The sequence below is a fragment of the Tolypothrix sp. VBCCA 56010 genome (genome assembly GCF_050875635.1).
Lineage (GTDB): Bacteria > Cyanobacteriota > Cyanobacteriia > Cyanobacteriales > Nostocaceae > Hassallia.
On the sequence record NZ_JBPAOH010000081.1, the window covers coordinates 1 to 21,961 of the forward strand.

At 38.9% G+C, this 21,961-nt stretch carries 17 protein-coding genes; 10 read left to right on the top strand and 7 right to left on the bottom strand.

Annotation, left to right across the window (positions count from 1 at the left end):
* Positions 1-96: 96 nt before the first annotated feature.
* On the bottom strand, positions 97-333 hold the full coding sequence (locus AABK37_RS24290) for a hypothetical protein (protein ID WP_432554088.1): 237 nt from the start codon (positions 331-333) through the stop codon (positions 97-99).
* Positions 334-547: 214 nt separating this feature from the next.
* Between AABK37_RS24290 and AABK37_RS24295 the strand changes: the two genes are divergently transcribed.
* Positions 548-1,825, top strand: coding sequence for a hypothetical protein (locus AABK37_RS24295; protein WP_432554089.1), 1,278 nt, complete (start codon positions 548-550; stop codon positions 1,823-1,825).
* 119 nt (positions 1,826-1,944) lie between these two features.
* Here the strand turns inward: AABK37_RS24295 and AABK37_RS24300 are convergent, their stop codons facing one another.
* Together AABK37_RS24300 and AABK37_RS24305 are read right to left on the bottom strand one after the other, a co-directional pair.
* Positions 1,945-3,090, bottom strand: a complete 1,146-nt coding sequence (locus AABK37_RS24300) for a SpoIID/LytB domain-containing protein (protein ID WP_432554090.1) — start codon at positions 3,088-3,090, stop codon at positions 1,945-1,947.
* A gap of 577 nt (positions 3,091-3,667) precedes the next feature.
* On the bottom strand, positions 3,668-5,896 hold the full coding sequence (locus AABK37_RS24305; RefSeq protein WP_432554091.1) for a GumC family protein: 2,229 nt from the start codon (positions 5,894-5,896) through the stop codon (positions 3,668-3,670).
* An 834-nt stretch (positions 5,897-6,730) separates the two neighbouring features.
* Here AABK37_RS24305 and cysC point away from each other — a divergent pair.
* Both cysC and AABK37_RS24315 read left to right on the top strand, forming a co-directional pair.
* The gene (gene cysC, locus AABK37_RS24310) at positions 6,731-7,288 is read left to right on the top strand and encodes an adenylyl-sulfate kinase (RefSeq protein ID WP_432554092.1); all 558 of its coding nucleotides are present in this window, start codon (positions 6,731-6,733) and stop codon (positions 7,286-7,288) included.
* Positions 7,289-7,448: 160 nt separating this feature from the next.
* Positions 7,449-8,672, top strand: coding sequence for a DegT/DnrJ/EryC1/StrS family aminotransferase (locus AABK37_RS24315; protein ID WP_432554093.1), 1,224 nt, complete (start codon positions 7,449-7,451; stop codon positions 8,670-8,672).
* 75 nt (positions 8,673-8,747) lie between these two features.
* On the opposite strand, the gene AABK37_RS24320 is transcribed toward AABK37_RS24315, so the two are convergent.
* The 3 genes from AABK37_RS24320 to AABK37_RS24330 form a co-directional block, all read right to left on the bottom strand.
* A complete protein-coding gene (locus AABK37_RS24320; RefSeq protein ID WP_432554094.1) occupies positions 8,748-9,662 on the bottom strand; it encodes a glycosyltransferase family 2 protein in 915 nt (304 codons plus the stop codon).
* Between the two features lie 132 nt (positions 9,663-9,794).
* Complete coding sequence (hepA, locus tag AABK37_RS24325) at positions 9,795-11,648, bottom strand: heterocyst formation ABC transporter subunit HepA (protein ID WP_432554095.1); 1,854 nt, start codon at positions 11,646-11,648, stop codon at positions 9,795-9,797.
* Positions 11,649-11,703: 55 nt separating this feature from the next.
* Positions 11,704-12,636 (bottom strand): glycosyltransferase, encoded by a 933-nt coding sequence (locus tag AABK37_RS24330; RefSeq protein ID WP_432554096.1) that lies wholly within the window; start codon positions 12,634-12,636, stop codon positions 11,704-11,706.
* A gap of 1,112 nt (positions 12,637-13,748) precedes the next feature.
* Here AABK37_RS24330 and hepC point away from each other — a divergent pair.
* The 7 genes from hepC (at position 13,749) to AABK37_RS24365 (ending at position 20,874) form a co-directional block, all read left to right on the top strand.
* Positions 13,749-14,633 (top strand): heterocyst development glycosyltransferase HepC, encoded by an 885-nt coding sequence (hepC, locus tag AABK37_RS24335; protein ID WP_432554097.1) that lies wholly within the window; start codon positions 13,749-13,751, stop codon positions 14,631-14,633.
* A 70-nt stretch (positions 14,634-14,703) separates the two neighbouring features.
* The gene (locus AABK37_RS24340) at positions 14,704-15,627 is read left to right on the top strand and encodes a phytanoyl-CoA dioxygenase family protein (protein ID WP_432554098.1); all 924 of its coding nucleotides are present in this window, start codon (positions 14,704-14,706) and stop codon (positions 15,625-15,627) included.
* A gap of 32 nt (positions 15,628-15,659) precedes the next feature.
* Positions 15,660-16,427: a class I SAM-dependent methyltransferase gene (locus AABK37_RS24345; protein WP_432554099.1), complete on the top strand. Its 768-nt coding sequence runs from the start codon at positions 15,660-15,662 to the stop codon at positions 16,425-16,427.
* A gap of 26 nt (positions 16,428-16,453) precedes the next feature.
* Positions 16,454-17,713 carry a glycosyltransferase family 4 protein gene (locus AABK37_RS24350; RefSeq protein WP_432554115.1) on the top strand — a complete coding sequence of 420 codons (1,260 nt, stop codon included), beginning with the start codon at positions 16,454-16,456 and terminating at the stop codon, positions 17,711-17,713.
* Between the two features lie 17 nt (positions 17,714-17,730).
* Positions 17,731-18,843 carry a hypothetical protein gene (locus tag AABK37_RS24355; protein ID WP_432554100.1) on the top strand — a complete coding sequence of 371 codons (1,113 nt, stop codon included), beginning with the start codon at positions 17,731-17,733 and terminating at the stop codon, positions 18,841-18,843.
* A 65-nt stretch (positions 18,844-18,908) separates the two neighbouring features.
* Entirely contained in the window at positions 18,909-19,769 is an 861-nt protein-coding gene (locus AABK37_RS24360; protein ID WP_432554101.1) for a glycosyltransferase family 2 protein, read from the top strand.
* A gap of 7 nt (positions 19,770-19,776) precedes the next feature.
* Entirely contained in the window at positions 19,777-20,874 is a 1,098-nt protein-coding gene (locus AABK37_RS24365) for a glycosyltransferase family 4 protein (RefSeq protein ID WP_432554102.1), read from the top strand.
* A gap of 72 nt (positions 20,875-20,946) precedes the next feature.
* On the opposite strand, the gene AABK37_RS24370 is transcribed toward AABK37_RS24365, so the two are convergent.
* Positions 20,947-21,894, bottom strand: coding sequence for a ribonuclease Z (locus AABK37_RS24370; protein WP_432554103.1), 948 nt, complete (start codon positions 21,892-21,894; stop codon positions 20,947-20,949).
* Positions 21,895-21,961: the final 67 nt, after the last annotated feature.

Here is a 21,961-nt window from a genome sequence, read left to right on the forward strand (position 1 = left end):
GACGTACTATTTTTTCAAGTACTTTGTGTTGGCGATCGCTCAATTGAATTGGAGTTGGTTTTGGACCACGCACCCTAATTATTTCCTCATTCTACTCTATATTGCCTGAGAACATTTTAAACTGTCGGAATACTTCTGTCGCGGTGTACTAGCAGGCTGTTTCTCCTCTAGCTCATCTACATCACAAGCTAGCGCTATGACACATAACCGAGGCTGAACTAGTGCTTGTTTTACCCGCTTGAGGATGTTACCCTTAGAGGTAGTTTCTAAAAACTCTATCAAGTTTGCCTCAGCACCTCCATTTTCAGGTAGTATATTACACACAAGTTTCATTAGCCCTTTGCTCCATAAGTAGATATACTCATTAATGCAGTGTTAGCCCCTTTGAAATACTACCATCTGGAGTATACATAACATGTAAACATGCCATGTCAACCTGTTTGGCAACTTTCTTTGTTAAGTTTTGTAAAGTCTAGGAAGTTGCAGGTAGCTAAGGGATAGCATGTAGACAGGTAGCGGGTTATGTGAACAGGCTGTAGAGCGGGAAATGCAAGGAAACAGAGCCATTATGCAGGCTGTGGAACAATTGGGCTATCGTGTCACCGTTGGTGATGTGGCAACTCAGGCAGGATTGAATGTTGCGGAGGCGAATCAGGGCTTATTAGCTCTTGCAACTGATGCTGGCGCACATTTGCAAGTAACGGAAACAGGTGATATTGTTTACCTGTTTGCCAAAAACTTTCGAGTAATTTTACGGAATAAATATTTGCAGCTGCGATTGCAAGAATGGGGGAAAAAGGTCTGGTCGATTCTATTTTACCTAATTCGCATTTCCTTTGGAATTTTATTAATTGCTTCGATCGCCTTGATGACGATCGCCATTATCATCATTATTACTGCGCTCAACTCAGATCGCGACGGAAACGGCGGTGGAGGTAATTCTAGCAATCATAGCGGCGGTTGGGGCTTTTTCTACTTTCCCGATTTATTCTGGTATTTTAGCCCAGATTATCGCACTCACTACCAAGAACGGCGGCGAGCGAAAAGCGATCTGAATTTCTTTGAAGCTGTCTTTTCATTTTTGTTTGGTGATGGCAATCCTAACACCAAATTAGAAGAACGCCGCTGGCGAGAAATTACAAGTGTAATTCGCAACAACCGTGGTGCAGTGATAGCTGAACAAATTTCTCCCTATCTAGATAATATCGGTGAGAAATATCAACAAGAATACGAAGACTATATGTTGCCTGTTCTGACTCGCTTTAATGGGCAACCGGCGGTAAGTCCCCAAGGAGAGATTGTCTATTACTTCCCAGAGTTACAGGTGAGTGCTAAAAAACGTCGTCAGTCAGCGTCGGTGTACCTGGAGGAATTTCCTTGGCGGTTTAGTGCGGCAAGTTCCGGACAAATTCTGCTCAGTGCTGGGTTGGGTGCAGTAAATTTGGTTGGTGCTTTGGTGTTGGGAAGTTTGTTGCGAGGTGGTGTTGTAGCTGCCCAGTTGGGTGGACTTGTCGCTTTTGTCCAAGGAATTTACTGGTTGCTGTTGGCTTACGGAATCGGTTTCTTGGGGATACCGCTAGTGCGTTATTTTTGGATTCAATGGCGCAATAGTAAAATTGTCGCACGTAACCGCGATCGCCTTGAGCGTGCCAGACTATTCGCAAGCGAGAAAGATGCATCTTTGCAAAATAAAATCGATTACGCTCATCAGTTTGCGGCTGAAAAAGTTATTGGACATGAAGATTTAGCATACACCACAGAAACTGACTTATTAGAACAAGAGGACGCTGAATGGCAACGGCGTCTTGAGCGGGGGGAGTGGTGAATAAGAGGAGGGGGAGGAAGGGGGAGGGGGAGAGGGGGGATAAGAGTAATTATTCACTTAGCTCCCCCACTTCTCCACTCCCCCACTCCCCCACTTCTCCACTCCTCCACTCTTTTTGACTACTTTACTCGAATTGGGGTAAGGGCTACACCTTGGTAATAATGCCCCAAAATTTGTAGGTGGTTGACTCCTCTTTGAGCTAAATTATACGCTCCCCATTGACTCATACCTAAACCATGACCGTAGCCGAGTCCTTGAAGGACAAAGCTACCATCTGTTTGTTTGCTGACGTTAAAGCGAGTACTTTTCAGCTTTAGTGCCGTACGCACTTGTTCGCCTTGTAATACTTTAGTACCTTTGTCACCGACAATTTTCAAGGTTTTAACGCTGCGGAAAGGGGAAAACGCTTGTGGAAGCATATCTTTGACATTGCCCACACCAGGAATCATGGCGCCAAGTTGGGCGCTTGAGAAGGTTTTCACCCAATTGCATTCGCTAATATTTTGGTCGAAGTCTTGAACTGCCCGCAGGTAAGGCAGGGTGTTTCCCCAAACATCTTCAACGTTTTCGGTGTGTCCGCCAGAACAAGCGTGAAAAACTGAAAGAATAATTTGATTTCTATAAGTTAGTACAAGTCCTGCTGTGGCATCTACTGCTTTATAAGTGCCAGCAGATTCACTAATTACGCCTTTGTAAATTTGCCAGCGGTCGGGGGTATCGCCGACATCGTAAATGGGATTGCTGCGTTGTTTTTCGCGTTCGTAGAGGGCATAGGTACGAGCGGCGATCGCCTGTGCTTGTAGCGCTTCTTGGGGCCATCTGGCATCCATTTCGCCACCGATGACGCTGTAGAGATATTCTTCGATATCAACCCAGTTAACAGCGGTTAAACCTTTGTCTGTGGGGACAACCAGAGTTCTGCCTCGAAACCAGCGATCGCCAATATAAACGAATCCCTTACCTGTTGGCTCAATCCAAAATAAACCAGATCGCCATCTATCCAAAGCAACTCCCCCAGGAATCGCTTGGGCATAATAGGAACTCATAGACGGTAATTGTCCTAAAGTGCGACCAGAACCATCTTTAACGATCGCAGTTGTGGAACTGCCGACTTTTACCTGATTAACGCCTCTTTCAATTGCTACGCGCAATATTACAGATGCTTGAGCTGGCGCAACCAAAACAATCCAAAAAAGAATGCCTATCCACCAATAACGGACTTTCATCTGGGAAAATAAAGAGCCATCGAACAGTTGTAACTTCATGCAATTCATTAATTCATACTTATATACGTTTACAGTTCTGCTTTACAGTAGTTTCCCGGAGATTGCATCGCCACCTCACTAAATATAGATGAACTACCTTGGACTATCAAGTTTCTTAAATGGTAGTACTTGGTTTAGAATTAGCGATCGCCTTTAAGATAATAGTGGATTTAAATCAATACGCTTGGTGTTAAGCACAAACCCACAAAGCCGGTTTCTCGAAGAAACCGGGGTTCTCAGCACAGAACTACCCTTAACACCAAGCGTATTGGGATTTAAATGAGTAATGCCACTCGTGCCACTTCCAGCCTAAAGGCTGGGAACGCACTCTGGGAGGGCTGCTGCCTCCTGTCCAAACAAAGAAGCAGCCCCTACACTAAAACTGGACACGCAAAGGATGCGCCTTCTTTGCAGCAAAGAGGCACACGGCTACGACGGAGGATATCGTTGCGGTAGAGGGATCTTTAAAACAAGGCGCATCCTTTGCGTGTCTGATTTTTTGGAACCCTCCTAGAATTGCATTACAAGGCAGCAGCTTTGTAACGATAATCCGATCTGAATATTTCAGATATTTTCGTTAAGCTTTTGCTGTATTCGCTTCATTAGCGATGATGCCAACTACATTCAACTCGCCTAAAATCTCTGTAGCTTGAATCAATTCAGTTCTAGTCACTTGACCGATTTTTCCTACCAATACAATCTGATGACAGTAGGTTGCTAAAATCCTGGCATCAACTGTGCCTAAAATTGCTGGGGCATCTATCAACACTAAATCATAGGTTTGCTCAAAGATTTGGATTAGTTCTTTCATCCGCCGAGTACTCAGTAATTTCACTGTATCTTCTGGTGTCGGTCCTGCGGTCAAAACATCGATCATTGGGTGAATTGGCTGGATGTAATCGGGGGGGGTATTTGTCTCATCGACTAATAGCAGAGATAGTCCCCAGTCGTTAGAAAGCTCCAAAATGTTGTGCAGGTGAGGTTCGCGCATGTTGGCATCAATCAGCAAAACTCGCCGATGCATTCTTGCCGCACTCACCGCTAGCCCCTGCGCTATAGTTGTCTTACCTTCAAAAGGTAGTGCTGAAGTCACCATCAGTGACTTGAAAGCGTAGGGATTTGATATTTGAATGTTTTGGTAGATCATATCCAGGCTTTCGTGAAAGGGCAACCGAGTGTAGACACTAAGTTGTTTGTCACGATACCTGGGAGTTAAGCTGCCCTTTTCATGAAAAAACAGCGTTGAAAGCCGCTTTTTCCTGAGCGGTAAAGATAATTTCGGGACTCTGCCAAGTAACCGCAGATTTGTTAAATTTTGTAACTCTTGTGAAGAATAAATTGCATCTTTAGACATTTCCCAAATCAGGGCGATCGCAATCCCTAAAATCGGTCCGATTACCGCTCCCCCAGCTAAACGCAATGTTCTACCGCTACCGATATAAATTCCCGGTTGGGGTTCTTCCAAGACTTGCCAATCAAATCCTCCCTGAGCAATTTGCATTCCTAAAGACTGTTGCGCTTGCAGAAGTTGTTCTAATGTTTTGCGATTAGTTTCTACTTCTGGCAACAGCCGATTGTATTCTGCGATTAAGGTGGGATATTTGGCTAACTCTGAGCGAAGTTGCTGTTCTGACTTAGCTAAACTTTGTTCATTGGCAACTAATCCCAGAGAAGCTGTTTGTACCTGTATTAATTCTTCCACTAACTTGAGGTCAACTTCTCCCATCTGCCCTTGCGTGAGAAGTGATTTTCCATTTTCGGGGGTTTTGGGTGCTTTGTCTCCGAGCGATCGCCCAATTTCTTGTCGTAATAATGATAGTTGATCGGAGCGTTGCTGCGTCAATTTGGCGATCGCCGGCGAGGTGTCTGTATAGCGCAATCGTTCTTGAGCTAAAGCTAATTCGGTTTTTTGAATCTCGTTTAACAGCGTTTGATAGCGAGTTGACTGACTCAAACGAGAAGAAATAAGCGCATTTTGCGGTGAGGCAGCCATTTTTCGCTGCAAGTTATTGTAGCGAGCGCGGACATCTTGAAGCTGTGCGCGAGTGCTTTGGAGTTGCTTTTGCGTATCGGCTAGAGAATCGAGGATAATTTTACCTTGTGCTTCCGGATCGAGTAAGTTATTTTTCCGCCGAAACTGTTCTAAATTATTCTCAGATTTAATCACCTCTTGTTTAATTGTTGGCAGGCGATCGTTAACAAAAGAAAGTCCTTTATTCAGACGTTGCTTTTGTTGCTCTATATTGTAATCTTGATAAACCTTTTTTAATGCTTGCAGTACTTTTTCGGCTTTAATTGGATCTTCGTCTTTGAAGGTGATTTCAAATACTTGACTGGGAACTTTATTAACTCCTGTCCCTCCTTCTAGTTGAGCCACAACTAAAGAACCTGGTTTAGCTTGTTTACCTTTCTTACCTAAAATATCTTCTACTTGAATATCTGGATATTCCGGACGCAGTAAATCTACAGCTTTTTGGATTAACTTAGTACTCAGCATTAGCCTTAACTGAGCTGTATAATCAACAACTTGAAAATTTGGGTCGGTAAATTGGCTATCTGTATTTCCTTGGATATTTCTAGATTGTAAGCCTTCATACAAATTGGAACTTACCAATAATTGCATAGAGCTTTGGTATTTTGGTTTGGCAATTGTTGCCAGAAAAATGGCAACGCACATAACTAAGCCAGAAACACCAAGGATGAGAAAGCGTCGGCGAAACAAAATTGCCGATAGTTGTCTGATGTCAACCGCGCTTTGTGGGGAAGTAGTAATTAATTGCCCCTGATTCAGACTAGTATTAGCCACTATTAAAGTCCTTTAATCTCGACAGATGTTGAGCAAGAAAACTTTTGGAATATTAATTTTACTAAATTGATGACGCGACAACACGCATTTATGATTCCAGGAAAAAAAATATGTTGTCTGTAAATTAACGAGAGTGTTAATTTTTACTTTAAGAAACCTGCTCTAAGTATGGGTAGGGGAGGCAAAAAGCGGTGTGGATGTTCCTCCCGCTTTGTTGCCGTTGTGTTAAGCTGTGATGCTTTTAATTTTCTCGTTGAGGCTCCAGAGGGGGAGGGGGAGCCAGTGCGTTGCGTATTTTCCCCCCGTTGTAGCACCTGGCGTGGGAGAGGGAGAGTTCTTGAGAAAGTTTGAAGCTTTAGTTCCAAATTTTAAGCATTGCAAATTGTAAGCGCAACAGCTTAGGACATTCGTCAATCGCGCACCGTCTGTGATGTCTCGGTGCATTACGGCAGAGCTACGTGTATTTCAAAACTCAAATATTAGTCCTATATATTCATGCTAATTTTAACAATTACAATATGACATCTCTTGCCAAAATGGCAGAAATTTCAGCTAGGCTCATACATAAAACTTAAAGGTTCAAGCAGTAAAAATTCTGTGATAAACGATAATTACCATGTAAACGCGATTAAAGACAAGCCTTTTGGATTTATAGGTCGGGCGAATTGTAGTATAAAAAACGCCGCTCGGAAAATTTTAAATTTCCACTCTTGTGAAATTTGACCTTTTCATGTAATATCATCTAGCTATGTACGCGGTGGAATTTGCGCTATCTTTTGAGCTACAGTCACCTTCTATTTCTAACACTTGATGTGCAATAATTAATATTCCATCATGAACTATTCAGGATTTACGTTATGGTTTACAGGACTCTCTGGTGCTGGCAAAACCACAATCTCAAAAGGCGTGGCATTGGAATTAAAGGCAAGAAGTTGTCTGGTAGAAGTTTTAGATGGAGATGTAGTCCGAACACACCTTTCACAAGAGTTAGGGTTTAGCAAACAAGACCGAGACATAAACGTTCGTCGCATTGGATTTGTTGCCAGCATATTAAGCCGCAATCAAATTATTGCCATTGTGGCGGCGATTAGTCCTTATAGAGATGTCCGCAAAGAAGTTCGATACATGTCACAGAACTTTGTTGAAGTGTATGTTAAAGCATCTTTACAAACCTGTGAACAACGAGATGTCAAAGGGTTATATGCATTGGCTAGAGCAGGAAAAATTGAAAATTTCACAGGTATTGATAGCCCGTATGAAGAACCATTAAATCCAGAAATTATTTGCGATACTCAGTACTTAAATATTAGAGAAAGTATAAATAAAGTTATACAAGCTTTAGAAGAATACAAATATATTCCGAAGATGAGGCAGGTAATAGAAAAAGGATAAGGGCAAGCTAATCTTAACGAGACGATAGTTTTGGAATAGGGTGTCAAGATATCATCAAAAATTAGAAATTGGACATTGAATAAATTGAACAAAAGATGTTGAGTACAGACAGTCTAGAAAAGAGATAATTTCATGAAATCAGTAATACAGGATAGAACAATTGGTAGAAGCTTCGGTAAAAAAAACTTCTGTTAGATTCAATCAGAAACTTGCTATTTTCGGAGGCACTCCTACTTTTGGGGATAAAATCCATGTAGGTCGCCCTAATATCGGCGATCGCTTGCACCTGCTAAATCGCATCAACGATATTTTGGACAGAAAGTGGTTATCTAATGGTGGGAAATATGTCCAAGAGTTTGAATCTCACATAGCCCAGATTCTTGGTGTTAAGCACTGCATTGCCACTTGCAATGGCACAGTTGCTCTACAAATTGCGGCTAAAGCTGCTAACCTTACAGGCGAAGTGATAGTGCCATCGTTCACCTTCATTGCCACGGCACATGCTTTGCAATGGCTAGGACTTACCCCTGTCTTTTGCGATATTGACCCCCATACCCATACAATCGATCCTCAAATGGTCGAGAAGCTGATTACAACAGACACCAGCGCAATTCTTGGTGTCCACGTTTGGGGACAGCCCTGCAATGTCGAAGCCCTAAGCGCGATCGCCCACCGTCACAATCTCAAACTTATCTTTGACGCTGCACACGCTTTTTACTGTTCATACCAAGGACGGGCGATCGGCAATTTTGGTCAGGCAGAAGTTCTCAGCTTTCATGCTACCAAGTTTCTCAATACCTTTGAGGGGGGAGCCGTCGTCACCAATGATGACGAGTTAGCTAACTCGATTCGCCTGATGGTGAACTTTGGCTTGGCAGCAGGCTACGACAATGCCATGTGTATAGGCACCAACGGCAAAATGAACGAAGTCTGTGCAGCAATGGGCTTAACCGGGTTGGAAAGCCTAGACGAATTCATTACTATCAACCACCGTAATTACAAACTATACCAACAAGAATTAGAAGATATCCCCGGAGTTCGTTTTTTTCCATTCAATGAAAGCGAGAAGGGCAACTACCAATACATAGTCTTGGAGATTGACGAGAAGATTACTCAAATTAGTCGCGATCGCCTAATGCAGATATTACACGCTGAAAACATTCTGGCAAGACGATACTTCTACCCAGGCTGCCACCAAATGGAACCTTACCGCTCGGTGTTTCCCTTATCACAAGAGCAACTTCCTTACACTAATTGTTTAGTTCAGCGAATTTTGACTCTGCCTACTGGAACTGCAATAACATTTGAAGACATCAGCCAAATTTGTAGAATTATCCGGTTCGTTTTGGAGCATGGGCTATCTATCAGCCAAAAACTTTCTTAAACCGAAAATTATAAAGATGTAGGCTGAAAACTCTGTGGCTTTTCAACCTGCGTCCTTATAAAGGATACTACATATCTAAACAATAAAATTATTTAAAATTTTTTTGGTCTTGCTTCTTACTTTGGAGATAAAACCGATATCAAACTGAGTTCGCTGTGTAAATTGGTCAGCTTGTGCGTCGCGAACTATAAATGGTGGGTGTTTTAAGGGAAATTCCATTGCTTGGCTTGGATGATTAGCAAAAGGACTGTAAGCATCTTTTGTATTGAAAGCTTCTGAGCCAAATCCAATGTTAGAAACCAAGTTAACATTCGGCAGAATAGTTAACCCATTTTGAATCCAAGATGTCAGAGTCCAGGGAAAATCCCATGTATTAATATTTTCTTCATAACAACCTTGAAAAAGTCTAGACCAGTATTTAACTGCTTGGGAATCATCAAGTATATCTTGCAGCCAATTACCATCTCTAATTGAAGCCCATTGCTTCATTTGTACATCATAATGTTGCCATGCTCGTCGCCAAGTTGCCCAACCCCAAATTAAAGTATAACGAGAAAAATAATAGCTATATTCTGTACGTCTGCGACCAAATTGGAAATTGTTTCCGCTGATGGTCATAATTCTTTGGTCATCTTGATATTTATATAGTAACTCTTCACAAAAAGGAAAAAAGCTTGGGTGAGGTAAACAATCATCTTCGAGAATAATTGCTTGTTCTACTTGCTCGAATACCCAATTTAAACCAGTTGATATCCGCAGTTTATTACCTAAATTTTTTTCAGAATAGTTATTAAGTACTTGACAATTCCAATCAACTTGTTCAATAATTTTACGGGTTGCAGCACACTTTTCTATATCGTCAGGATAATTATGGCGAGGAGCATCGGCAATTACTAGCAGTTTGGCTGGTTTAACTTGTCGCAGTGCCTCTAACACTTTTTTGGTGGTATCTGCGCGGTTAAAAATTATCAGAGCAACAGCAGTATCCATAAGTCAGTTTGCATTACGAAGTGTTTTTGAGACTTGACTTATAAATTATTATGCCAAGAAAATAATGAATTAATTGCAATGAATTATCATGTAATCATAATAATCACAGCAGAGGATATAGAGCGAATGTTTTTAATTAGAGTTGACTTGACCTAATTCATGCTGCATCTGGTGATATTGCCAGAACTTGCCACCTTTAGTTATTAATTCTTGATATCCTCCTTGTTCGACAATGCGACCTTGCTCAAGTACGATGATTTTATCTGCGCGAAAAATGGTGGATAGTCGATGAGCGATCGCAATCACTGTTCGTCCAACTGCTAATTTTTCTAAAGACTGCTGAACTAAGCGTTCGGAAACTGAGTCAAGAGCGCTGGTTGCTTCATCAAGAATCAAAATTTCTGGGTTACGTAGTAGCGCTCTTGCGATCGCAATTCGCTGACGTTGACCACCAGATAAACGCACTCCGCGATCGCCTAATTGAGTCGCAAATCCTTGAGGCATGTCTAAAATAAATTCCAAAGCATTGGCAAGTCTTGCTGCTTCTTCAATTGCTGCGTCGTCCACATTTTCTAACCCATAAGCAATGTTATCGCGAACAGAGGTGTTAAAAATAAAAGTATCTTGACTGACCACCGCAAGTTGAGAACGCAGTGAAGCTAGTTGATATTGCCGCAAGTCAACTTTATCAATCAAAATCTTACCAGCGGTAGGATCGTAAAAGCGCACCAGCAAGTCTGCCATAGTTGTCTTACCTGAACCAGAAGCACCCACCAATGCCACCATCTGACCGCGTTCGATTGTCAGCGTAATATTTTGTAATACTAATTTGTCGTCATAGCCAAAGTCTACATCAACGAAGGCGATCGCCTCTTTTAAAGTAGAAAATTTCGCTTCTCCATCTCTCAAATAAATCTTGTCATCAGTCCGCAACATCTCGTGGACATTTTTCACCGATCCGTAATGCATCGCAATTATCCCCCAAGAACTATTCATGTGAGCAATAATTGGCAGCAAGCGGAACAGCGCGAACAAAAAAGCTAATAATGAAATTACATGCAAGCTGCCATTAGATACAAGAGTCGAGACTGCCAGCAAAATCATCGCAATTAAAATTGTCGTCGCAACTGCCTCAACAAATGGTTGAACTATTCCACTAATTGCGGAAGCTTTCAGCCAAGCTTTTGCGAAGCGTTCAGCTACTTTATGAAAACGTTTGTTTTCAAAATCTTGAGTCCAAAAAGCTTGGACAGTGCGAACTCCCCCGATAAATTCTATTGCTTTTGAAGTCAATTCTCCACCTGCGGATGTCATTTCAAAGCTGGTTTCTCGAACTCGTCGAACTAAATTTGATGCGACTGCGGCAAGCAAGCTGAATAAAAGTACTGTGAACAGCGTCAGTTGCCAAGAGATGACAAACATGGCGATCGCATATGCGAGAATAACGCAGGCTTTAGTGACAAAATTAATTATTTCATTAAAAGCATAACTAATATAAGTCACTTCATTAGAAAACGTATTAATTAGTTCTCCAGAACGGCTTTGCGTATAGTAACTCAAACTAAGTCTTTGAAATTGCTCAAACAGCCGTTTGCGAAGACTATCTATTAAATAAACTTCACACACTTTGGCAAAATAACGTCCGAAATAGCTGAAGACAGCGCGTAACCAAACCGTGACTAAAATCAATCCAGATATGCGATATATGCGCTCAGATGCAGCCGCATTTGTTCCTAATAACCAAACATCCAAAAAGTCAATTCCTGTATGTAAAGGTGGCTGGTTGGGATTTGTTAATCCTTGCAGCAAAGATGCAATCAAACCAATTCCCCCAGCTTCTAGAACCGCTCCCAATAAAGTGAATATTACAGCTATGATTGCAGTTTTCGCATAAGGTTGGAACGCACGTAAAATTAAAGAGTTTTCCTGCCAAAATTTTGTAGTTAATAACAGTCTGCGGATGAAAGTTGGTAGATGCATTTGCATAAATATGTCTGAGTTGTGATTATCAACTATTCAGCAGGCAAAATGATAGTAGTTGTTAACTTAGTCGTTTGACAGAAACAAAGTTATTTCCTAAGCTTTGAGCTATTGCTGATGTTTGTAATCGCAGTGTTGATTGGAATTTTGAATTTAACTTGAGCAGCCAGATAACTATTTGCCAGCGTTTCTTATATGGTCTGTATTTGGCAAAAAACTTAAGTGCTGAAATCATGTGCAGCAAAGTTAAGTAGTTCAACTTTGAATTAGTGCTTTCCCGCTGGTACAAATGTAGTGCAGTAGCTTGAGGTTCAAATAAAACTCTATACCCATTTTGCCATGCATCTACACACAAACTCACATCTTCAAAATATAAGAAAAACCGTTCATCAAACAAATTATACCGCGCTACATATTCTCCCGATACCGCCATAAATGCTCCTATTGCCCAGTTGATTTCTACAACTTTCTCAGGTGCAGGCATTTGAGCATAGTAGTAATCAAAGGGATACAATAAACTTTGCAGATTTGTGCCCAATAAATACTTGAGTAAGAAGTAGGTAAAAGTGGGAAATCTGCGAATTGAGGGTTGAACTGACCTATCAAGGTACACTAGTTTTGGACAAGCGATCGCAATATCTTTTGCTGAGTTCAAAGTTGCCGATAATTGAGTAATTACTTCAGGTTTAAATGTCACGTCAGGATTAACTAAAACGTACATTTTGCTTGGTGAAGCTGCTACTGCTTTATTGTTAGCTTTACCAAACCCCAAGTTTTGCTCACCTTTAATACCTATAAACGTCTTTGGATATCTTTTGGCAAAATCATCGATAATTTGCGGACAGCTATCCTTAGAAGCGTTATCGTAAACTACAACCTTGCCTGTGTCGGGATAGTACCTCTCAACTGCTGTTAAGCAAGATTCAATTGCACCCCGCAAACTTTTGCCAGAGTTGTAAGAAACAGTTACAAACGTTACATCAGTTTTAATCATCCTAGAAACCCCTGTCTATGTAAACGCGATTATACGTCTACAAACAAATTATTTCTACAGCGAATATGCAAAATTTTTCTGGGTAAAATTATAATTATAAAGCTAAGTTTCTTGCTCTGATATAAGAGCGCGTATAATTAAGGCTTAGTTATCTTCTCCTTAAGCAACTTAACAATTGACAAGCGGAAAAACTGCTTATTCAGTTGTATCATTTTTACTGCAAACAGAAAAGTTAAATCTATATTTAAGCATTTGCGAAAAAAGAAGGAAATTTTCAGTTTTCACTTGAGCTAAAAAGTTTAACACAAATTACCAGTACATCCAACCCTAAAATATAGCCATTATCTTACATTTATCAAAAATATAATTGGTTTTAGTAATAAATCATACCGTCATGTTATTTGCTACTTTTACCAAAATTATTTTCAATTTTCATTGAATATCAATATGCTTGAGTATATATCTAGGTCTGATTGCTAGTTAATTATCTGTGACTTGTAATATGATTTTTTATACATATAAATTGAAGATTTTCGCAAATAAATATTTAGTTATTTGTAATATGTCGCAATCTATATTTTATATAAATAATAAAGTATAAAATTCAATACGTATATTGACAACCAGATATTGTTAGGTTAGGCGATCGCTACTGAATTATTAACACCTCTTAGCAGACACATCAATAACTAAGAAAAAATTCACTTAATAATTACAAGTAGTAATTACAACTTTATTGAATTATTTTTATACACAAATTCTCAGTCAAATAACTAGAAGAACCATCTGAATTATCTGACAAAATTAAAGATATTGTAAAGAAGAGCGAAAATTTACGGAACAACAGTTGACTTATTCGTATATATAAACTTATTATTTTTTAACTGAGAGAAAAATCAAGGTTTTGTCTGGATAGCCGCGATTTTAATCGCGCTTGTGCAAGATATAAATTTGTCCACTCATTTGCCCGAATTTTTTGAATGTGTGCGCTGATATCTTTGCTTTCACCTAAAAGCAGGCATTTTTGTCACTCTTATTGAGTGATATACCATCAAAAACAACTATCGCACGGCTATTTTCATTGTGTATCTAAGCTCACCAAATAATAGCTAATGTCCACCAGTCAAACGTTTTTTAATACATGGTACTTAACTATACACACTGTGAAGGAAAAACTTTTAGAATCGGTCAATTGGGATTGCCAACTTACTAGTACCGAAGAATATGCTTCTAAGCATTCAGGACAAATTTATCCGAGTTACAAAATCAAACTGCGACTTGGGCAACTGTTAGTTAGGCAAGCAAATATAGCTGAAGAAATTCATCTGCTGTCTTCTCGAAACGAACAGTTTTTAGCTGAGTGGTTGCAATATTGTAGCGCAGGTTTGGTTCGGATAGATCCAGTTTTTGGTGAGTGCAAGCTGAAAACATGGGCAAAGCTTTGCAAACGTTTTGACAAAAAGATATTTTTGTGGATACCGCGAAACCGGGAACTACCAGAATATCGTCACCCGATTCGTTGGTTGGTGAAGCGATCGCTCGATTGGATTATTGCCTTTGTATTGTTGATTATACTCAGTCCTGTTTTCGGAGCGATCGCACTGAAAAGTATCTACTTAAAAAAACCAATCTTTACCGAACAATGGTGCGTCGGCAAACAAGGCAAACTTTTTCAAATTTATAACTTTCAATTGCAACATCCTAATGATAGCAGTAAGCAATTGCCCCGAAAATTTGGAATGCTTCCGTATAAATTAGAAAAGTTGCCCCAGTTATTTAATGTACTCAAAGGTGAGATGAGCTTAGTGGGACGACGGCAAACAATGTTGCACGACGCGATTAAAATTAGCCCAGAAAACAAGAATTTGTTGAATGCCTTACCTGGTATCACAGGAGCGTGGCAACTGAAAGACAAAACTGATAACTGCGAGCAAAACTACATAAAATATTGGTCTTTATCGCAAGATTTGAAAATTTTACTACTGACGATATTTTGAAGCGGTAATTTTTCGGGTGCATTTTATTTTCTTGATAATATCGAAGCCTTCTGAGAGATAAATTATGTCAGTGTCTTTTCTACCACATCAAACCAAAGAAATTAAGAACTATTATGAAGAGTATGGATACGTTGTTGTGAACAACGTAATATCCAACGAGCAAATTGACTTGTTCGCTAAAGGTTACGACATTCTAAAACAATCTAAAAATTATTATTTTCTCTCTCAAGATACGAATCGAGTAGAAAAGTTGGTAGTTAACGAACAAAATTTTATAGAACACTCTATTCTCGATCCAATCGACTTAACTTTTCAAAAATATTTTCAACAATCGGCATTAAATATAGTAGCTTCTAATTCTGTTTCTCAGTTGTTAAATATCTTGACATCTCGCCAAAAACATATTATATGGCAGACCATGTTTTTTGATAAATCTACTGGTACTGTTGCTCACCACGATCATTACTATCTTGACACCGATCCACCAGGTAATTTAGTAGGGTGTTGGTTTGCACTTGAGACAATTCACGCAGATGCAGGATCTTTTTTTGTGATTCCCAAAAGTCATAAAAAACTTTTCATTCCCAGAAATCCGAATGTTTCCGAGTTCAGCGATCACGAAGATTTTGTCAAAAAGATACAAAAATTAATTCAAGATCAAAATTACTCTTTACAACCAATGCTATTAGAAAAAGGCTCTGTCTTATTCTGGCATCCTTTTTTAATTCATGGCGCTTTCAAAAATATTAACCCAGAATATTCCAGAAAGTCTTTGACTGCACATTATTTGCCAGAAGGTTACGGGAGATTAGGAAAAAACTTGCCTGCAACTGTAAGTTCATTCAATCCAGAAATTTTAGTTTGGAAAAAAAGTTTGCTGGATCGTGCTAAAGCTAGCGTTAGACATATACGTTACTGGGCAAAAGTAAAGTTAAGACTCAGCGATAAGCGTCCAAAAATGGAAATGCGTTCATCTCAATATTCAGATTTGTAAAACATGTATTTTATTTAGCCATAACATAAACAATGAAACTAATCGATGCTGCAAAAAAAGCTCTGAAAAATTTCGGATATCATAAGTTAGGGAAATGCAATATATGCGGCAACATCACAATTTTTGTTTGTATTGATTCCCAAACTGCCCGCAACAATATGTACTGTCTTTTTTGTCGGAGTTCATCACGCAAAAGACACGTAGCTAAAGTACTTATTAAAGAAGTTATTAAAAGTGGATCAACGCTTGCTGATATTCTTAAAACACAGCAAATAAGTATTTATAATGCCGATGTAAATGACGCTATTTATCAAGTGCTACATAACTATCCCTTATACACTTGTTCTAGCTTTTCTCCAGACATTAAACCCGGAACTGAAATTATTAAAGGTGTATTTTGTCAAGATTTAGAAAATTTAACCTTTGCAGATGAGTCATTTGATGTTGTCATGACTGAAGATGTATTTGAACATGTCAGACATCATGAAAAGGGATTTCGTGAAGTTCATCGAATTTTAAAATTGGGTGGTTATCATATTTTTACGATTCCTTGCAACTTCGACCAAACTACTATTGTGCGTGTAGATACATCGGGTGAAAAAGATAAACTTATTTTACCACCTGAATATCATGGCGACAAAATTCGCGGTCAGATTTTGGCATATAGAACATTTGGAATTGATCTTTTTGACTTTTTGAAATCGATTGGATTTAAAACCAAAGTAGATTTTTATAGCTATCTTGATAAAGATATGGGAATATTTGATAGCTACGTTTTCTGTTCTCAAAAAGTTTTTTGAGCAATATAAATAAAGGTCGTAAGGCAATGAATCCTTTAATTATTAGTACTTTTGATGTCAGTGGGGGAGCAGCTCGTGCAGCGTTTCGTCTACACAAAGGGCTAATTTTGATGAATGTCAATTCCCAGATGTTAGTTCAGTACAAATCTAGCGATGATAAAACAGTAATTGGTTCACAAAATAAGTTAGAAAAGTGGATTAATCGAATGCGACCCACTTTAGATAACTTCCCACTTGCTTTTTATCCTAAACATAATTATGCTACGTTTTCGCCCCAATGGTTTCCTGATTTAATTGATTCTAAAATAAAGCAAATATCTCCAGATATTATTAATATTCATTGGATTTGTGGCTACGTTCAAATTGAGAGTATGGCAAAATTTGCTAAACCGTTAATTTGGACTCTTCATGATATGTGGGCTTTTACCGGAGGATGCCATTATAGTTTAGAGTGCGATCGCTATCTTAATTCTTGCGGTGCATGTATTCAACTTCACTCTCAAAAAGAGCAGGATTTATCGCGGTGGGTATGGCAACGCAAAGCTAAAGCATGGAAACATCTCAACTTGACAATTGTCACACCAAGTAAATGGTTAGCTGAGTGTGTTCGCAAAAGTTCTTTATTACAAAACTATCGCGTAGAAGTCATCCCTAACGGTATTGATATTCAAAGGTACAAACCAATTAACCGTTCTTTAGCAAGAGAATGGCTGAATCTTCCTCAAGATAAGCAATTAATTCTCTTTGGTGCTGCATCAACTACTCAGCCAAGAAAAGGGTTTCACTTACTAAAGTCAGCTTTACAAAGCTTAAGTCAAACCAAAGAAAAAGACAAATTAGAATTAGTTGTATTTGGTGCTTCTCAACCAACCGAGCAAAGCAACTTTGGCTTTAAGTGTCACTACTTGGGAAACTTCAACGATGATGTCTCCCTAGCATTAATTTATGCTGCTGCGGATGTTTTTGTCGCACCGTCAACTCAAGATAATTTGCCGAATACTGTGATGGAAGCGCTAGCTTGCGGTACTCCCTGCGTCGGCTTTGATATTGGCGGTATGCCTGATATGATTGAACATCAGCGCAACGGTTATTTGGCTAAATTAATTGATGTGCAAAGTTTGGCTGCTGGTATCGACTGGGTGCTGTCAGATAGCGATCGCTCTTTATCTTTGCAACAACGCGCTCGTGAAAAAGTCGAACAAGAATTCTCTTTAGAACTGCAAGCTCAACGTTACTCCAAACTATTTGCAGAAATTCTTGGCTATACTTTTGCACACCTCAATTAAATAGTAGAGGCAACAAAGTGAATATCAACGCAAACATCATAAAAGGAGAAATAAATTACTTTTTTTATGGACTCATCCTCTACAGCATAGTCGCAATATATATCATACCTTATGAACTACAATTGCCACATGTAAAAGTCGGTCTGCCTTTGTTAACAATTGTTTTGGTTTGGCAACTTTTTTATTACCGAAGCAAGCTGCAAACTATCGATCTTATCGCTGTTTGCTTGATAATTATAGAAACTTTTCTAAATTTTTCCAGCTATCACTTATTTAGATATAGTTTGCCAATTTGTCTGATGGCAATAGGCTTTAGTGGTTCCCCGCCTATTAAAATTAAAAGAAGCTATCTAGTAGGCTTGTGTTGGTGTACAAATGCAGCAATGATTTATCAAATGGCTGTATATAGATTAGTACAGTTTGATGGAAGTAAAAGAATAACTTTAAGTGTTGGAGATCCAAATATCTCAGGACTATTTATGTTACTCTTCTTTTTCCTTTGCGTTAAAATTCACTTTAAACCGGGTATTATTGTTGCTTTAGTCTCTACATTGCTTTTTGCTAGTCGAAATTACTTTCTCAGTCTGATATTTTTCTTTGTAATTATTGTTTATGAAAAAATATTTACAAAAATAGCAACTAGGATAAATTTTGTTATCTTATTTATTATATCTAATATAATTGGTGTTTTTGTCGGAGAATACTTTTTAAACAATGTCGAAATTGGCATTAGCTATAATACAGATTCCAGTCGGTTATTTTCTTTTAATGATAAATCTAATTTACTCAGGTTTGAAGCCAATAGATTGTTGATTGAATCTTATTCTAATAATTGGGATTTAGCTTTAAAAGGCTATGGGGCTGATTATGAATCTGTTTTTAGACCGATTGGTGCTATTATCCATAACTCTTTTCTAGAGGTGATTGCATATACTGGTCTTCCGCTTGGTATTCTTTATTTTTTTGTTATTTTAAGAGTAGTTAGCGGATACTACAAACCAGAAAGTTTTAAGTTTATTTTCCCATATTTATTTTTCTGTCTTTTCCTGCATACCGGATTACAAGGACTTAGCCCTTTTCTTTTCGTCAGTATTCTTGCAATGTCAGTTGAAGATGATAGTACTACGTAGTGAGCGGTTTACCGCTCATATCTTCTCAAATCTTTGCTTTTAAGGGCTGAAGCCCTTACTACTTTATGTCAATACCTCTAAAAATATCCGTTATCACACCAAGTTTTAATTCAGAAAAAACTATTGAAAAAACAATATTAAGCGTTCTTTCTCAAGAGAGAAGCTGTTATCTTGAATATATCATCATTGATGGTGGTTCTACAGATAGAACCTGTGAAATTACCAACAAATATATAAACTCTATAAATGTATTTATTTCTGAGCCTGATGCAGGTGCTTACGATGCAATGAATAAAGGAATTAGCCTTGCAACCGGAGACATTATAGGTATTATAAACTCTGACGATTGGTATCAAGATGGGGCAATTAAGATAGTTGAGCAAGAAATTAGCAAATATTCAGATATTGATGTACTTTACTCTCCTATAAACAACTACTTTGAAGGAGAATATATTGCCACTTTTTCACCTGGAGATTTAGATAAATTACCAATCAGGTTTACGTTAAACCATCCATCATGCTTTATAAAAAAGTCGGCATATGATTTGGTTGGTTTATATGACTTACAATATAAAATCGCTGCGGACTACGATTTTATTTTGCGTTTATTTATTTCTGGTTTTAAGTTTCATTATGTTGATACTCCCCTTGCAGCTTACTCGCTGAATGGGATGAGTTCTGCTGCTAACTTTTTCGAGAGAGCAAAGTTAATTCAAGAATGCTGGAGAATAAGCAAACAAGCTACAAAATATAAAGGAGAAAATTTATATTCTCAACGTAATAAAGCTTATCTAACATGGATTTTCAATGAAGTGTTTGCTATTCCTGCGAGGTATTTTCTTAAACCACCAACTGCAAGAAAAGTGAAAATTTTTCTTAACAAATATATCAAAAAACCAGTTTCGGATGATTACGGTAAGTGGTAATAATTATATGTCAATTTTATTTATTTCCGCTCATGCACCCACAAATGAGTACCCGCAAGCTGGGCAAAAAATCGCGTTGATAAATTTGGAAGAGTATGCAAAACATGGTATAGTTGATATAGTAGTTATCGCTAATCAAGCAGAAATAATTGCTGCAAAAGATTTAAGAGAAAAATTTAGCGATCGCCTTTACACTTATCCACTTTCTCAACTCAACAAACTTCGCGCTTGTTTAACTTCTTTTCAGATACCTTTTAAGTTTTCTTCACGTCGGCAAACAGCAGTTATCAACAAGCTGCAAGAATTACTCAAACAAAATACATACGATATAATTCACTTTGAATATTCTCATGCTGCGGTGTATCTAGATTTTATCAAACAGCAAATCAACTCAAAGCAAACTAAAACTGTAATCAGTATACATGATGTTGTCTCTCAGTCTTTTTTAAGAAAGGCAGAGAGTAACTTTATTTTAGGTATTGAAGTAGCAAGAATTTTTCACTATGAAAAAACTCTTTACTCCACAGCCAATGAATTATGGGTTCTATCTAACAAAGACCGCGATATTTTGACTTCTTTATTTAGTATCTCTCAAGAAAGAATTATCGTCAAACCTCCTCAACTTAGTAACTTTATTTATCAAGTAAAACGTCATCCCGAAAAAATCGAGAAAAAAAGCTTACTATTTTGGGCTGCGATGAACAGACCAGAAAATGAACAAGCTATTGTCACATTTGTTAATTACTTTTATAAATTACAGCAAAAAGACCCAGAATTTAAACTTTATATTGTCGGTTCCAATCCAACTAAGAAAGTTTTGGCACTGAAAAGTGATAATATTATAGTAACGGGATTTGTCGAAGACCCTACCGCATTTTTTGAGAAAGCTGAGATAGGCATTGTTCCTTTATTAAAAGGGGCTGGAATTAAACTTAAAACCCTGGAAATGTTAGAAGCGGGTTTACCTGTTCTTACCACTACTGTAGGCGCAGAAGGTGTAGATTTTACAGGCAAGAAGGACGGGGGAACCCCGCCCTTACTAGTTAATGATAACCTTGATGAATGGGTTGATTTGATTTTAGATTGGGGAATAGGTAATGGGTAATGGAAAGAATCCTGATTATTTGTTCGCAATTCGCAATTCCCAATTACCCATTCCCAATTACCAATTCCCAATTTAATTAGTTAATACTTCCCGGCGTCTGGGTACTTCATAGGTGAAAAAATCATAAGCCATGTCTGTCTTGGGAAAAATAGCACGGGCTTGTTGAAGTAAATCCTTTAATTCTACGGAATTTCCCGGAGCGTAGCGGGGACTAAAATGAGTCATAATTAACCGATGTGCCCCTGCACCTAAAGCAGTTTGCGCTGCCATTGTAGTTGTCGAGTGCAACCGTTGAAAAGCCATATCTGCGTCTTGATGGGCAAAAGTCGCTTCATGAATTAATACATCTGCATCCTGCGCTAATTCCACCGCACCATCACAAAAAACTGTATCTGTACAATAAGCAATTTTGCGTCCGATTTCGGTCGGTCCGCACAATTGAGTGCCATCAATTACTCGTCCATCGTTCAGAGTAACAGTTTCACCACGCTTGAGTTGACCGTAAATTCGACCGGGAGGAATTTGCAATGCTTTAGCTTTTTCGATATCAAAGCGTCCGGAACGGTCTTTTTCGACGACGCGGTAGCCAAAAGCCGTGATGCGGTGTTGCAAAGGACCGCAGCTAACGGTAAATTCATCGTCTTCGTAAATTATCCCCGGACGGACAACGTGAACTTTTAAAGGGTAAGAAAAGTGAGTGTGAGAGTAGCGCGAGGCAGCTTGCAAATATTCATTTAATCCCGGTGGACCATAAACATCAATTCGGTCTACATTGCCAGCTAAACCGCAAGTCGCCAGAAGACCCATTAAACCAAAAACATGGTCGCCGTGCATGTGAGTGATAAAAATTCGGGAGAGTTGGCTGATTTTTAGCTCACTCCGTATAATTTGATGCTGAGTACCTTCACCACAATCAAACAACCACATTTCCGCCCTTTGTGGTAATCTCAGAGCAACGCTAGAAACGTTGCGCGATCGCGTGGGTACACCGGAACTCGTCCCTAAAAATGTTATCTGCACTACGTTATGCCTGCCTTCCTATTGCTGAACTTGGTTGGCGCTACATATCCTATAGTGGCACGTTTAA